The organism is Brevundimonas sp. 'scallop' (assembly GCF_011045535.1).
Classification (GTDB): Bacteria; Pseudomonadota; Alphaproteobacteria; order Caulobacterales; family Caulobacteraceae; genus Brevundimonas; species Brevundimonas vesicularis.
The window spans coordinates 2,868,452-2,881,792 of record NZ_CP039382.1 but is presented as its reverse complement, the minus strand read 5'-3'; the positions used below and the strand labels follow the sequence as shown (position 1 = coordinate 2,881,792).

Here is a 13,341-nt window from a genome sequence, read left to right as displayed (position 1 = left end):
GGAGATGGAATTTGCGCGGTCTGGATTTCACCAACTGGCACAGTCTGCTGCTGACCCTGGTCGGACTGGCGCTCGTGACGCTGATCGGCATGGGCATCCGGCTGGTGATGATGTTCACCATCCAGCAGCGGCGCGAGCGGATGAACCGTCAGATCAACGAACGGCTGAAGACCCTGATCGCCGCCTACAAGGTTCTGGGCGGGTCTTTCACCGGCGACCTGACCGTCGATCCGACGCACAAGCGCGACCTGAGTCGTCGCAGCGTCTCGCAAGGCGAGGCGGGACTGGATCTCAGCGCCGAGGCGACGGCGGGGTCGGACCGGACCCGGCGTATCCGCGACGCGGTCGAGGCCAGTCTTGCGGATATCATCCTGCTGGGCACCGAGGACCAGGTGCGACTGGCGCAGCAGGCGGCGCGTGAACTGGTCGCCGGGCGGCCGGTGCGGACGCATGATCTGGTCGTTTCGCTGCGCGACTTCATCCGCCAGGCGCTGGACCTGGCGCCCGTGCCGACCGGACCGGACATTCCCTTGCAAGGCCCGACGCGCCCGTCCTCGACCGGAGGCCGCGGCGCCGGCGCCGGCGCCGGCGCCGGCGTAACGGGCGGCCGTGGTGGGGGCGGAGGCGGCATGGGCGCAGGGATGGGCGCAGGGATGGGCGGCGGGGGCGGAATGGGCATGGGCGGCGCATTGGCCGACAGCCCGGACGATCCCGCCGATCCAATGGCCCGCAAGGGCTGAGCCCCGTCCGCATGCCCGAACAAGGCGGAAAGACGGCGTGGCTCTGGCGTCGGGGAAAATCGAACGCTATAGCCGCTATAACAACCGACTCTGGCCGACGAAGAGACGCGATTCATGGCTGACGCCCACGCCACTCCGCAGCACGACTACCACCTGGTGGCGCCCAGCCCCTGGCCGCTGGTGTCCTCGGTCGCTGCGACCATCATGTTCATCGGCGCGGTGATCTGGATGAAGGGCCTGGCCCCGGCGGACGGCGGCCCGATCGCCGCCAACTTCCTGGCGGAAGGCAAGCCGGGCGTCTTCTTCGCCGGTCTGGCCGGCGTTCTGATCTCGGCCTTCTGCTGGTGGGCGGACGTCATCAAGGAATCCAAGGCGGGCGACCATACGCCGGTCGTGTCGCTGGGCCTGCGCTACGGCATGATCCTGTTCATCGCGTCGGAGGTGATGTTCTTCGTCGCCTTCTTCTGGATGTTCTTCGACATGGCCCTGTTCCATGAATCGCGCGCCCTGACGCCGGAAGTCGGCACTTGGGCCGATACCGCCAAGGCCTGGTCGACGTGGCCGCCGAAGGGCGTCGAGGTTCTGTCGCCGTGGCAGCTGCCGCTGCTGAACACCGTGACCCTGCTGCTTTCGGGCTGCACCGTCACCTGGGCCCACCACGCGATCCAGGTCGGCGACCGCAAGGGCGCCAAGATCGCCCTGATCATTACCGTGGCCCTGGGCGTGCTGTTCACCTGCGTCCAGGCCTATGAGTATAACCACATCCTGCACGAGAAGCTGTTCTTCAACGAAGAGGCCGTGAACTCGGGCCTGTACGGCTCGATCTTCTTCATGGCGACGGGCTTCCACGGCTTCCACGTCCTGATCGGCACCATCTTCCTGGCGGTCTGCCTGATCCGCCTGCTGAAGGGCGACTTCACCCCGCAGAAGCATTTCGGCTTCGAGGCGGCGGCCTGGTACTGGCACTTCGTGGACGTGGTCTGGCTGTTCCTGTTCGCCTTCGTCTATGTCGTCTTCGGTTGATCCAAGACGGCCCTGAAGACATCGCAGCGGCGCGGGACGAGGAATCGTCCCGCGCCGTCGTCGTTTCCGATACGCCGGTCCGCTGGGCGCTGCGGGGGCGTTGTCCCCGGTGCGGCCAGGGCGCGCTGTTCGCGGGCTTTCTGAAGGTGGCGCCCGGCTGCACGGCCTGTGGTCTGGACTATTCCACCATCCAGACGGGCGACGGCCCCGCCAGCTTTATCATGCAGATCGCCGGGTTCATCGTCGGCTTCTCGGCCCTGTTCGTGGAAATCAAATACCATCCGCCCATGTGGGTGCATCTGATCGTCTGGCTGCCGTTGGTAGTCGCCCTGTCGCTGGCCCTGATGCGGCCGGGGCGGGGGCTGATGATCGGGCTGCAATATCGGAACCAGCGATGAAGCGTTTCCCCTGGATCCTGACCCTGTTGACGGTGCTGGGCCTGATCCTGCTGATCGGGCTGGGCGTATGGCAGGTCGAGCGGCTGAAGTGGAAGGAAGGGCTGATCGCGGCGGCCGATGCGGCGGCGGCGAAACCGCCCGCGCCGCTGGAGCAGGTGCTGGCCGAAGGTGATCTGGAGTTCAGGAAGGCGCTAATCGTCTGTCCGGGCCTGGCCAGCGCGCCCTTCGTCGAGCTTCAGAGCATCCATGACGGCGAGGCCGGGGTGCGGCTGATCTCGGCGTGCAAGCCGGCGGGGGCGGATTTCACCCTGCTGGTCGATCGTGGCTTTGTCGGCGACGGCGTGACGGCGCGTCCGCGCGTGCTCGAAACCACCCTGCCGCTGGTGATGGTCGGAGAGTTCCGCACCTTCGACAAGCCCGGCGCCATGAGCCCGGCGCCCCGCGACGGCCGCTTTTACGCCCGCGACACGGCGGCGATGGCCAAGGCGCTGAACGTCACCGGCCCGGTCCGGCCCGAGGCCGTGTTCGCCATCACCGCCGTCAATCCCGATTTCCCAGCGCTGAGGCCGTCCGCGCCGCCTGCGGCCTTTTCCAACAACCATTTCGGATACGCCCTGACATGGTTCGGACTAGCGATCGCGCTTGCGGGTTTCTATGTGGCCCTGCTTCGCCGTCGCACCAAGAAAGACATCCCCTGACCGCTACGCTTCACACCCTGTCCAACGGCGTTCGCGTCATCTGCGATCCGATGCCGGGGCTGAAGACCCTGGCCGTCGTCGTCACCGTCAAGGGCGGGGCGCGGTGGGAGCCGCTGGATCGATCCGGCTGGTCGCACCTGTTGGAGCATCTGGTGTTCAAGGGCGCCGGCGACATGGCCGCGCGCGAGATCGTCGAGCGGATCGAGGCCGAGGGCGGCACGATCAACGCCTCCACGGGTTATGAGCGGACCAGTTTCGAGGTGCGGGGGCTGGACGGCTCGCTGCCGCTGGCCATGCAGGTGCTGTCAGACCTGGTGTTCCGCCCCACGCTGGACCCGGCCGAGATCGAGCGCGAGAAGGACGTGGTCGCCCAGGAGATCGCCGAGGCCTTCGACACGCCCGACGACCATGTGTTCGAGATGGTCCAGACGCGCGCCTTCGCCAAGCAACCACTGGGCCGTCCGATCCTGGGCTCGGTCGCCAGCCTGAAGCCGGCCGACAAGACGTCGGTCGAGGCGTGGCGCGCGCGGCTTTATTCGCCCGACCGGATGGTGGTGTCGGTCTCAGGCGCGGTGGACGAGACCGAGCTGCTGGCCTTGGCCGAGCGCTGGTTCGGCGATGCGGTGACGACGCCGGCTGACGCGCCCGCGCCGGCCGCCTTCGTCGGCGGACACGCGAAGCTGACGCGCAAGATCGAACAGGCCAATCTGGTGTTCCAACTGCCGGCCCTATCCGCGACTGATCCGGCGCTTTCGGCCATGCGGCTGTTCGGCGAGATTCTGGGCGGCGGCATGGCCTCGCGCCTGTTCCAGAGCGCGCGCGAGGAGCGGGGCCTGGCCTACGCCATCGACGCCTATCAGGAGCCGTATGAGGATACGGGCGTGCTGGGCATCTACGCTGGGGCGGCGGCGGATCGGGCGAAAGAACTGGCCGAGGTCTCGGCGGCCGAGGTGCGGGCCCTGGCCGAGGTCGGGCCCACCGAAAAGGAGCTGTCGCGGGCCAAGGCGGTGATGAAGGCCGGCCTGTGGATGTCCGACGAAAATCCGATGAGCCGCGCCGGGCGCAACGCCGCCCAGACCCTGATCTTCGGCGCCCCGCGCTCCAGCCTGTCGATGACCGAGCAACTGGAAGCCCAGACGATCGAGGACGTTCGCGCGGTCGGCGGCCGGGTGCTGGCCTCGGGTCAGGCGGCCAGCGCGGTGCTCGGGCCGAAGTCGGCGGGACCGGCAGGTGAGGCGTTCGCGGTGGCCCTGCTCGGGGGCTAGGCTTCGGCTCTTCTTTCCAAACTCGCGTCGCTCACGCGGAGGGGCATCGGCGCAGACGATTTGCAGCGATTACCCATGTGAGTGTCCGGGTAGAGAAAACTGTCTGGTTGATCCATCGCCTCCATGACCGAAAGGTAACTCGACAAACCCGAGGTACTTCCCGCAAGCAAGGCGTTTGGGGGGAGAACATCGTGCGAAATACCCGAACCGTCGGCGGCAGCTTCTACATGTGGTTCGCGTTGCTGGCCGTGGCAGCCTATCTCATTCATGAGGCAGCGCATTGGATCGTCGGCGCTACTCTCGGCTACTCAGTATCTTACGGGATCAACAGCGTGATTCCCGCTTCGCCGATGACGGCCGGAGATCACATACTGATGTCGGCGGCCGGGCCAGCCGTCACTCTCGTCACGGCCTTGATAGGCTTCTACTTTGTAATGCGTCGAGAAAGCCTCATCGGCTACGCAGTTCTCTACTTCGCTCTGTTCATGCGCGTCGTTGCGGCTGGTGTCAGCGTGCTGAACCTGAACGACGAGGCGCGGATTAGCGACATGCTGGGCTTCGGCCCCTGGTTGCTACCAGGCCTAGTCGTCGTCCTCCTCCTCATCCCGACCGTCATCGCAAGTCGGCATTTGCGTCTGTCTTGGAAGGTCAACGCCTTGGCCTATGTCGTTTCCAGCCTCGTGGCGACGGCGGTAGTCGGTCTCGACATGGTTCACAGAGGCGCCCTCTAAACCAGCCGCTTTCAAACAACCGCCCTTCAGCCGTAACAGCCCGTCGCAATGTCGGCTTTTTGTGCCGACAAGCGGTCTCATTGTCGGCACCTGGGACGAGCATCAGTGCAGAATGCGTCGTGGGCTAGACGGAACATCCGACCGCCGGGATCGGTTATGCTGGCGCTTGAACCCGTCCAGCCCGGAGACCTTTTATGACCGTCCGCGTCGCCCTGATCGTCGGCAGCCTGCGCAAAGGCTCCTATTCGCGCGCCATCGGCATGGCGTTGAAGGCGCTGGCCGAGCCGGGGCTGGAGATCGAGTTGGTCGAGATCGGCGACATGCCGCTCTATGACCCCGATCTGGAGACCGACAACCCGCCGCCGGCCTGGGAGCGGTTCCGCGAGGAGGTGGCGACGACCGAGGCGGTGCTGTTCGTCACGCCCGAATACAATCGCTCCATCCCCGGCGCGCTGAAGAACGCCCTGGACGTCGGCTCGCGCCCCTATGGCCACAGCATCTGGCAGGGCAAGCCCGCCGCCATCGTCAGCGTCTCGCCCGGCGCCGTCGCGGCCTTCGGCGCCAACCACCACCTGCGCCAGCCGCTTGTGTTCCTGAACATGCCGACGATGCAGCAGCCCGAGGCCTATATCGGCAATGTCGTGGACCTGCTGGACGAGAACGGCAAGCTGAAGAAGGACGACACCAAGACCTTCCTGAAAAGCTTCACCGACGCCTTCGCCGCCTGGATCGACAAGACGAAGGCCTAGACCTGCAAAGCTGATATGAATTTCGCGGGGTCGCTTACCCGAAGATCGACAACGACGGGATTGTCCATGTCGGTGAGACGCAGTCGGACGTTCATACCTGTCCAATCCCTACGCGCCTCGGCTCTGACGACGGCGAGAGGTTTGCGGAACTCAAGCCCGAACGTCCCGTAGGGCATAAACAGGGTGATCGGGAAAATAGGCGAAAGCCAAAGCTCTCCGCCATCGATGACCACCATCAGGCAGTTGCTCGCGCCTCCCCACTTCCCCTTTTGTTTGCCAGAGGCGCGGGTGTCAGCGTAACGCGCCGAAGCGGGAGGCTTGGGCATGAGGGGTTCGCCCCGACCTCGTCGGCTATTCACGGCAAACCAGATCAAGGCTGGCCATGTGATAACAACGCCTATTACCCAGACGGTTAGAAAAACGATCTCTGGTTTCATGTGGCTAAGCTAGGGCTGGGTCAGACGAGAGTAATCTGTTCCATTGGACGGTCGAAATTGAAAACGGCGGCTCCGTGAGGAGCCGCCGTCGCCAGATCAGCTGTGACGCTGAAATCAGCCGATGGTTTGCAGCTGGCCAGCCGATTCCTTGCCCGAACGCTTGTCGCGTTCCAGCTCGTAGGAAACCTTTTGGTTTTCATCCAGGCCGCGCAGGCCAGCGCCTTCGACGGCCGAGATGTGGACGAAGACGTCCTTGCCGCCGTCGTCGGGTTGGATGAAGCCGTAACCCTTGGTCGGGTTGAACCATTTGACAGTGCCGGTAGCCATTTTGAGACCTCCGTTAGAAATTGACCGAGGGAACGTCCCTGCGGCCTGTCGGGTCTGAATGGGAGCGGCCTTGACTCGTGCGTTCGCAGAGAGAGTGGGCGTTACGCAGAGAGATCGACGAGCTCTATGTGCGCAGATATTCATGACAGATGCAAGCGCGGGCCGGGCGGGCCGAAAATCCAATAATGGGAACGGTTTAGCTTGGCGCACGTTGTTGGAAGGCACGAAAGGCTTCCAACATGAACCGCACCCACGTCGTGGAGCGCGCCTACCAGCTCGCTCGGACCAACGATTGTCTGAACACCGGCGACGTCGTCAAGGCGCTGTCGGGCGAGGGCTATTCAGGCGCCGAAATCTCGCACTTCCAGGGCAGCTCGATCCGGGCCGACCTGAACCGCATCTGCAAGATGCCCAAGCCCGACCTCGAACCGACCTCCAACGCCGCCTGACGGCTCAATGCGCGCCGGCGCCGTCCGGCAGGTGCATCTTCTCGAACCGCCCCACCCGCGTGACCAGGGTGTGGGCGGCGTCGTTCATGCCCAAAACCTGCACATCGGCGCCCTGACGGCGGTAGCGGAAGACGACCTTGTCCACGGCGGCGACGCCGGTGAGATCCCACAGATGGGCGTCGCTGAGGTCGATCTCGACGCGCCTGGGATGGCCGTGATGCTCGAAGCTGGCGGCGAACAGGTCGGCCGAGGCGAAGAACAGCTGGCCTGAGACCCTGTAGCGCAGCACGCCCTCATCCGGCGTCTCGATCTCGGTGACCGTGATGGTCTTGCCGACCTTGCGCATGAAGAAGACCGCCGACAGCAGCACGCCCAGGATCACGCCCTTTGACAGGTCGTGGGTGGCGACCACGGTGACGGTGGTGGCGATCATGACGATCGAGGACTGGAACGGGGTCGAGCGCAGCTTCAGCACCGAACCCCAGTCGAAAGTGCCGATGGAGACCATGATCATGACCGCGACCAGAGCCGCCATCGGGATTTGCGCGACCCAGTCTCGCAGCACCAGAATCAGGAATAGCAGGAACAGGCCGGCCCACAGGGTCGAGAGCCGCCCCCGCCCGCCCGAGGTGACGTTGATGATCGACTGGCCGATCATGGCGCAGCCGGCCATGCCTCCGAACAGGGGCGACAGGATGTTGGCGATCCCTTGGCCGCGCGTCTCGCGATCCTTGTCCGACGGGGTGTCGGTGATGTCGTCGATCAGGTTCGCGGTCAGCAGGCTTTCCAGCAGGCCGACGAAGGCCAGGGTCGCCGAGATGGGCGCGATGATGACCAGCGTCTCCCACGTCAGGGGGACGGCGGGCAGGTGGAACATCGGCAGGCTGGTCGGCATCTGGCCCATGTCGCCGACGGTGCGCACATCCAGATTCAGCACGATCACCAGGGCGCTGATGGCGACGATGGCGACCAGGGGCGAGGGCACGGCCTTGGTGAGGCGCGGAAAGCCGTAAATGACGACCAGGGCCCCCGCGACAAGGGCGTAGGTGATCCAGCCTCGGCCGATCAGCTCAGGCATCTGGGCCAGGAAGATCAGGATAGCCAGCGAGTTGACGAAGCCGGTCATGACGCTGCGGCTGACGAACTTGATGTAGCGGCCCAGCTTCAGCAGGCCGATGACGATCTGGAACACGCCGCAGAGCAGCGAGGCGGCGAAGAGATATTCCAGCCCGTGGTCGCGCACGAGCGTGACCATCAGCAGGGCCATGGCGCCGGTCGCGGCCGAGATCATGGCCGGACGGCCGCCGACGAAGGCGATGGTCACGGCGATGACCACGCTGGCGTAGAGGCCGACGGCGGGATCGACGCCGGCGATGATGGAAAAGGCGATGGCTTCTGGGATCAGGGCCAGGGCCACGACGGTCCCCGCCAGAAGATCGCGGCGAGGATTGGCGAGCCATTGCTGGCGCGCGGAGGCGATGATGGACATTTCAGGATTTCATCTGGATGAGCCTTACCGATGCTTCGGTTTCTGGCGGCTCGGTTTCCCAGCGGATCGGCGGCGGGGATAGCCACCCGTCGCCTGCGAACAGGGCCGGGTCCAAGGTGATGGCGTCCTGATGCGATGTTGCGCCGCAAAAAGCAAGCGTGAAGGCTAGACCAGTCCATCCATGGCCGGCGCTTCGGCGGCGCTGCCGGGGAAAACGCGGGCGTCCAGGGCGGCGCGTTCAAGGCCCATGTGATCGCGCAACACGCCCTTGAACACCGAACGGATATCCAGGGTCGGCGCCAGGTCGCGGTTCTCGAATAGGCGGTTGTCGGCCAGGGTCGGCCAGTCGCCGATGGGACCGCCGCGCTTGACCGCGGCGCCCGCCAGCAGAAGCGAGGAACCAGTGCCGTGATCAGTGCCCTGCGTGCCGTTGGCGCGGGCGGTGCGGCCGAACTCGGTGGCGACGATGACCGCCGTGCGCGACCAGGTCTCGCCCAAGCCGTTCTTCAGGCCCGTGACCAGTTGATCCAGTCCGGTCAGGCGGGTCTGGAGCTGCGCCCTCTGACCCGCGTGTGTGTCCCAGCCGTCCAGCGAGACGGCGACGATGTCGGCGCCCTCCGGTCCGGTCATCAGTTTGGCGACGGCCTGGCCCAGGCCCTGGACGTCGTTGCGACGCAGGCGTTGGTCGCCGCCCTCCATGCTGACCAGCTGCTCGGTCGCCAGACCGCTCGCCAGGTTCTGGCCCAGCATCGGATCCTCGACATAGAGATCCTGAAGCAGGGAGGCGATGCGGTCGCCGTCGCGCACCAGACCGCCAGGCGCCCAGCTGGACACCGGGGCGTCGCCGCGCAGGATCAGGGGCGTCTGGGCGCCGATCGACAGGCCCTTCAGCGACGTTCCGCCGGCCGCGACGATGGCGCGGTTCAGCCAGCCGTCGGATTGCTGGCGCAGACCTTCGCCGCCGTTCTCCAATACGTCCTGGGCGTCGAAGTGCGAGCGGATGCGCACGGGCAGGGCGACGGCGGGGGCGAACCGCATCTGACCCTGACCATAAAGGGCGTGCAGGCCCGCCAGCGCCGGGTGCAGGCCGAAGCCTTCGCTCAGGGCCAGGGCGCCGTTCGCCTCGTCCGGCGCGGCGATGGCCAGACCGCCGCGCAAGAGGACATAGTTCGGATCGGCGTAGGGCACGGTGACGGACAGGCCGTCCATGGCGCCGCGCGCGATGACGACGACCAGCTTGTTGGCGGGGCCGGCGGTCTGGGCGGCGACACGGCCGGCGAAGGCCAGGCCGACCCCGGCGGAGGCGGCGGCCAGCAGATGGCGGCGGTTGATATTGAGGGCGGTCATCGGCGTTGGAACTCCGGCGACATGAACAGAAGGGTGAGGGCCTCGGGCCTGCTTTCGGCGCGGGCAACGGCGAGCCGCGTGCGTTCGCCGAGGCGCGGGCCGAGGGCGGCGGCGGCGACCGCATTTGGATCTCTTGCTTGCGCCAGATCGGCGGCGGTGCGCGACCAATTCAGCCGTTTGACCAGGGCGTCGGGACCAGCCCAGTCGGCGGCCGTGTCGGGCCAGCCCTCGGGCGACGCGGGCGCGAACGGCGGTTGGCCCATGTCGAGCAGGGCCTGGCGTAACGGCTGGATCCGCTGAGGCTGGGTTCCCAGCGCGCGATGGGTCGAGACGATGAAGTCGTAGGGCGTCTTGATCTTGGCGGGCTGGGGCGTCCAGGTCTCGGGCGCGTCGACCAGGGCGCGGGCGACCTGGGCCAGATCGCCGCCCGAGCCGGTCCACGCCGCTTCCAGCCGGGCGACCAGGGCGGGCGGCGGATCGTCGGCGACGAAATGGGCGGCGAGGCGGCGCGACAGACGTTTGGCCGTCGCCGGATGTCGGGCCAGGTCGCGCAGGATGGCCTGACCCTGGGCCAGGCTCGCCGCCGGATAGGTCTTGCCCATCACCGTGCGGGTTCCGGGTTCGTGCACATTGGCGCGGAAGACGAATCCGTCGGGGCCGGGCTCGGTCGGGGCGGCCATATTGCGTGCGCGACGCGGACGGTTGGCCTGACGCTGGTCGCGAGCGGCGGGGATGGACCAGCCGGTCAGGGCGCGGGCCAGTTCGGTCACGTCGCCCTGCGTATAGCCGCCGTCGGCGCCGACGGTGTGCAACTCCATCATCTCGCGGGCCAGGTTTTCGTTCAGCCCGGCGTTGCGGCGGGCGCCGGCCAGGCTGTCGGGCCCGACGGAGCGGGCCTGATCCAGATAGAGCAGCATGGCGGGATGCTGTTCGGCGGCCAGGACCAGATCCTCGAACCGGCCGAAGACGTGGGGGCGGATGGCTTCGCGCTCGTACTGGCCGACGAAGGCGCCGCTGGCGAACTTGGCGGCCGAGACGGTCAGGGCGTTCGACCAGAACAGGGCCCAGCGCTCGGCGAAGCCGTCGTCGGTGGTCGCGCCGAGCTGGGCGCGGGCCAGGAACTCCTGCGCCGTGTCCTGGGTGATGTCGCGGCGCGCGGCCTGACGGGCCTCGCGCCGGGCGACGGCCTGCGGATCGGCGGCGTCCGGCATGCCGGCAGTGGGGGCAGGGGAGGGGTCGGCCTCGGCCGTCGCCGGAGCGGCGGCGCGTCGGTCGCGGCGGACCAAGCCGGCGTCGCTCTGATAGTCGATATATTGGGCGACGCGTTCGGCGGTGTCGGCGAACTGGCCGGACGGCTGGGGCGCGCCCTGGGACCGAATCTGGCCCATGGCCCAGCCGCGCGGATCGGCGGCGACGCGGTCGATCTCGCCCGGCCGGGCGCCCAGACCCAGGCGGGACACGGCGACGGCGGCGTCGGTCGGTGATGAAGCCATGGCCTTCTCCTCGTCCGTCCCCCGCACATTGTAACGCCTTCGGGCGAAAACTCCGTCGCGGGGTCGGATTTGAGAGTCAGGCCGGTTGGGCCAGGCCGGCCTCCGCGTCCTCGATCAGGTCGCGGTCATCGACCTGCCACGGGTGGAAGTCGGGTTTGTAGAAGGCCAGGTAGTCGCCGATCATCCGGCGATACAGACCCGGCTTCAGCCACAGCCAACGGAACAGGCCCAGACGCGCCTTCCAGCCGACGATGCCGTCCTGTTTCAGCAGCATGAAGGTCGTCTCGCGCACCGTGCGGGTGAACAGCAGCGTCGTCAGGAACATGGCCCAGCGCCGGATGCGCCAGCGCTTCAGCGGACTGAGGTCCCGGGTCGCGTGCAGGAAGACGTCATAGGCCACGCCCTTGTGCTCGATCTCCTCGATGGAGTGCCAGCGCCAAAGGCGAGCCAGGTCGTGGGGAGAGCCCTTCAGCAGCTCCGGATCGGCCAGCAGCCGATGGGCGAAGGCGGCGGTGAAATGCTCCAGCGCCATGGTCGCCGCCAGCTGGGCCAAGGCGGGACGGGCGCGGGCGATGTCGAGACGGGCGGTGACATAGGCCTCGATCTCGGCGGTGTCGTAGCCGGCGCGTTCGGTGATGGCGTTGAAGGCCATGTGTTCGCGGGTGTGGGCGCCCTCCTGGACCGTGAAGGCGCGGATGTCGGCGGCCAGGGCCGGGGGCGCGTCCTTGGCGAACCGCTTGACCGACTGGATGAAGAACCGCTCGCCGTCGGGGAAGGTCAGGCTGAGGGCGTTCATTACGGCGGTGCCGAATGGGTCGCCGTTCAGCCACCAGCGTGGCGTCGGAGCCTCGCGGTCGATATGCAGGTCGCGCGGCTTGATCTGGAGGTCGGCGGGGGTGGCGGATTTCGCCATAGTTCTGCTCCTCGATTTCGAGAGGAGGATGGAGTTAACTGACATCAATGTCAACTAATGGTCCGATGAAGCGGCGACGCGGGGCGGTGGCGCGCGAAGAGGCGCTGGAGGCGGCGCGCGACCTGCTGCTGTCGGGCGGGCCGGCGGCGGTGACGCTGAAGGCGGTGGGCGAGCGGATGGGCGTGGGTCACGCCAATCTGATTCACCATTTCGGCTCGGCGGCCGGGCTTCAGGGCGCGCTGATGGATGCGATGGTGCGCGATCTAGCGCAGCGGATCGAGGCCGGCCTGAACGAGGGCATGGGAGAAGGGCGCGACGGCGTCGAGCCGGGGCGGCTGATGAGCGTCGTGTTCGACGCTTTCGGGCCGGGCGGGGCCTCGCAGATGGCGGCCTGGCTGGCGCTCGCGCGCGAGCAGGGCCGGGCGGAGAGCTTCGCCGAGGTGGTGCGCGATCTGGCCGAACGGCTGGCGGCCATGGCGCCTGATGATCCCAAGGCGGCCGAGCGGGCCAAGGCCCTGGTGGTGACGGCGGCCTATATGGCCTTCGCCGAGGGGCTGATCGGGGACATCCTGACGCCGATGCTGGGCGCGCCGGAGGGGCTGGGCCGCGACCTGGCGCTGAAGCTGACCGCGACACTTTTGGCCGAACCGTAAGGTTCAGAGCCGAATCTTGATGCTATAGTCCCATCGATGGCGCTTCTGGACTGGATGAGCGATGTAGCCGGCCCCGTGATCCGGGGAGACGGCGTGCTGCTGCGCCCGCCGCGCGCCGCCGATTACGCCGCTTGGTCCACGCTGCGCGACGGCTCGCGCGACTATCTGCAACCGTGGGAGCCGGCCTGGCCTGAGGACGACCTGACCAAGGCGGCCTTCCGGCGCCGGCTGTCGATCTATTCGCGCGAGATGGAGCTGGGCAACGCCTGGCCCTTCTTCGTCTTCGTGCAGGACGGCAAGACCCTGGCGGGGGCGGTGACCCTGTCGAACGTGCGGCGCGGCGTCGCCGAGACGGGGACGCTGGGCTACTGGATCGGCCAGCCTTTTTCCGGTCAGGGCGTGGCGACGGCGGGCGTTCGGGCCGTCGTCGGATACGCGTTCGACAAGCTGAAGCTGCACCGGCTGGAGGCGGCCTGCCTGCCCACCAATCACGGCTCGCGACGGGTGCTGGAGAAATCCGGTTTTCGCAACGAAGGTCGGGCTCGCGCTTATTTGAAAATTAACGGCGAGTGGGCAGACCATTTGTTGTTCGGCCTGGTCGAGGACGAGCGTTGACGGCCGGGGGCCGT

General features: G+C 67.0%; 16 protein-coding genes and 1 other annotated feature. Of the genes, 10 read left to right on the top strand and 6 right to left on the bottom strand.

Going from position 1 to position 13,341, the window contains the following annotated elements; all coding sequences use genetic code 11:
* The first annotated feature begins 11 nt into the window (after positions 1-11).
* The 7 genes from E4341_RS14475 (at position 12) to E4341_RS14445 (ending at position 5,604) form a co-directional block, all read left to right on the top strand.
* A complete protein-coding gene (locus tag E4341_RS14475; protein WP_165118209.1) occupies positions 12-740 on the top strand; it encodes a hypothetical protein in 729 nt (242 codons plus the stop codon).
* A 114-nt stretch (positions 741-854) separates the two neighbouring features.
* On the top strand, positions 855-1,763 hold the full coding sequence (locus E4341_RS14470) for a cytochrome c oxidase subunit 3 (RefSeq protein ID WP_055806286.1): 909 nt from the start codon (positions 855-857) through the stop codon (positions 1,761-1,763).
* Positions 1,760-2,161 (top strand): DUF983 domain-containing protein, encoded by a 402-nt coding sequence (locus tag E4341_RS14465; protein ID WP_205751317.1) that lies wholly within the window; start codon positions 1,760-1,762, stop codon positions 2,159-2,161. Before E4341_RS14470 ends, E4341_RS14465 begins: the two co-directional genes overlap by 4 nt.
* Positions 2,158-2,859: an SURF1 family protein gene (locus tag E4341_RS14460; RefSeq protein WP_165118207.1), complete on the top strand. Its 702-nt coding sequence runs from the start codon at positions 2,158-2,160 to the stop codon at positions 2,857-2,859. The genes E4341_RS14465 and E4341_RS14460 overlap by 4 nt, the downstream gene beginning before the upstream one ends.
* Positions 2,860-2,909: 50 nt before the next feature.
* Complete coding sequence (locus E4341_RS14455; RefSeq protein ID WP_165118205.1) at positions 2,910-4,124, top strand: pitrilysin family protein; 1,215 nt, start codon at positions 2,910-2,912, stop codon at positions 4,122-4,124.
* 191 nt (positions 4,125-4,315) lie between these two features.
* Positions 4,316-4,855, top strand: coding sequence for a hypothetical protein (locus tag E4341_RS14450; RefSeq protein WP_165118203.1), 540 nt, complete (start codon positions 4,316-4,318; stop codon positions 4,853-4,855).
* A gap of 194 nt (positions 4,856-5,049) precedes the next feature.
* Complete coding sequence (locus tag E4341_RS14445) at positions 5,050-5,604, top strand: NADPH-dependent FMN reductase (RefSeq protein WP_165118201.1); 555 nt, start codon at positions 5,050-5,052, stop codon at positions 5,602-5,604.
* Here E4341_RS14445 and E4341_RS14440 read toward each other — a convergent pair.
* The gene (locus E4341_RS14440) at positions 5,601-6,041 is read right to left on the bottom strand and encodes a hypothetical protein (RefSeq protein WP_205751316.1); all 441 of its coding nucleotides are present in this window, start codon (positions 6,039-6,041) and stop codon (positions 5,601-5,603) included. The genes E4341_RS14445 and E4341_RS14440 overlap by 4 nt on opposite strands.
* A 114-nt stretch (positions 6,042-6,155) precedes the next feature.
* Positions 6,156-6,368, bottom strand: coding sequence for a cold-shock protein (locus E4341_RS14435; RefSeq protein ID WP_008260410.1), 213 nt, complete (start codon positions 6,366-6,368; stop codon positions 6,156-6,158).
* Between the two features lie 239 nt (positions 6,369-6,607).
* Between E4341_RS14435 and E4341_RS14430 the strand changes: the two genes are divergently transcribed.
* Positions 6,608-6,817, top strand: a complete 210-nt coding sequence (locus E4341_RS14430; protein ID WP_055753991.1) for a hypothetical protein — start codon at positions 6,608-6,610, stop codon at positions 6,815-6,817.
* Between the two features lie 4 nt (positions 6,818-6,821).
* Here E4341_RS14430 and E4341_RS14425 read toward each other — a convergent pair whose 3' ends face one another.
* From E4341_RS14425 to E4341_RS14410, 4 genes are all read right to left on the bottom strand, one after another.
* Positions 6,822-8,300, bottom strand: a complete 1,479-nt coding sequence (locus E4341_RS14425) for a SulP family inorganic anion transporter (RefSeq protein WP_370458486.1) — start codon at positions 8,298-8,300, stop codon at positions 6,822-6,824.
* Between the two features lie 58 nt (positions 8,301-8,358).
* Positions 8,359-8,422, bottom strand: a sequence feature (sul1 is cis-regulatory element that is thought to sense ions involved in sulfur or methionine metabolism; They are found in Alphaproteobacteria).
* A gap of 49 nt (positions 8,423-8,471) precedes the next feature.
* On the bottom strand, positions 8,472-9,653 hold the full coding sequence (locus E4341_RS14420; RefSeq protein ID WP_165118197.1) for a DUF1501 domain-containing protein: 1,182 nt from the start codon (positions 9,651-9,653) through the stop codon (positions 8,472-8,474).
* On the bottom strand, positions 9,650-11,146 hold the full coding sequence (locus E4341_RS14415) for a DUF1800 family protein (protein WP_165118195.1): 1,497 nt from the start codon (positions 11,144-11,146) through the stop codon (positions 9,650-9,652). The genes E4341_RS14420 and E4341_RS14415 overlap by 4 nt, the downstream gene beginning before the upstream one ends.
* A gap of 76 nt (positions 11,147-11,222) precedes the next feature.
* Complete coding sequence (locus tag E4341_RS14410; protein WP_165118193.1) at positions 11,223-12,059, bottom strand: metal-dependent hydrolase; 837 nt, start codon at positions 12,057-12,059, stop codon at positions 11,223-11,225.
* Positions 12,060-12,124: 65 nt separating this feature from the next.
* Between E4341_RS14410 and E4341_RS14405 the strand changes: the two genes are divergently transcribed.
* A complete protein-coding gene (locus E4341_RS14405; RefSeq protein ID WP_165118191.1) occupies positions 12,125-12,712 on the top strand; it encodes a helix-turn-helix domain-containing protein in 588 nt (195 codons plus the stop codon).
* Positions 12,713-12,748: 36 nt separating this feature from the next.
* Entirely contained in the window at positions 12,749-13,327 is a 579-nt protein-coding gene (locus tag E4341_RS14400) for a GNAT family N-acetyltransferase (protein WP_165118189.1), read from the top strand.
* Positions 13,328-13,341 lie beyond the last annotated feature (14 nt).

Bases quoted from the DNA above. Each gene is read 5' to 3' on its own strand.
- E4341_RS14470 (WP_055806286.1), top strand. From the start codon at position 855: ATGGCTGACGCCCACGCCACTCCGCAGCACGACTACCACCTGGTGGCG.
- E4341_RS14460 (WP_165118207.1), top strand. From the start codon at position 2,158: ATGAAGCGTTTCCCCTGGATCCTGACCCTGTTGACGGTGCTGGGCCTG.
- E4341_RS14455 (WP_165118205.1), top strand. From the start codon at position 2,910: ATGCCGGGGCTGAAGACCCTGGCCGTCGTCGTCACCGTCAAGGGCGGG.
- E4341_RS14445 (WP_165118201.1), top strand. From the start codon at position 5,050: ATGACCGTCCGCGTCGCCCTGATCGTCGGCAGCCTGCGCAAAGGCTCC.
- E4341_RS14440 (WP_205751316.1), bottom strand. From the start codon at position 6,041: ATGAAACCAGAGATCGTTTTTCTAACCGTCTGGGTAATAGGCGTTGTT.
- E4341_RS14435 (WP_008260410.1), bottom strand. From the start codon at position 6,368: ATGGCTACCGGCACTGTCAAATGGTTCAACCCGACCAAGGGTTACGGC.
- E4341_RS14430 (WP_055753991.1), top strand. From the start codon at position 6,608: ATGAACCGCACCCACGTCGTGGAGCGCGCCTACCAGCTCGCTCGGACC.
- E4341_RS14420 (WP_165118197.1), bottom strand. From the start codon at position 9,653: ATGACCGCCCTCAATATCAACCGCCGCCATCTGCTGGCCGCCGCCTCC.
- E4341_RS14415 (WP_165118195.1), bottom strand. From the start codon at position 11,146: ATGGCTTCATCACCGACCGACGCCGCCGTCGCCGTGTCCCGCCTGGGT.
- E4341_RS14410 (WP_165118193.1), bottom strand. From the start codon at position 12,059: ATGGCGAAATCCGCCACCCCCGCCGACCTCCAGATCAAGCCGCGCGAC.
- E4341_RS14405 (WP_165118191.1), top strand. From the start codon at position 12,125: ATGAAGCGGCGACGCGGGGCGGTGGCGCGCGAAGAGGCGCTGGAGGCG.
- E4341_RS14400 (WP_165118189.1), top strand. From the start codon at position 12,749: ATGGCGCTTCTGGACTGGATGAGCGATGTAGCCGGCCCCGTGATCCGG.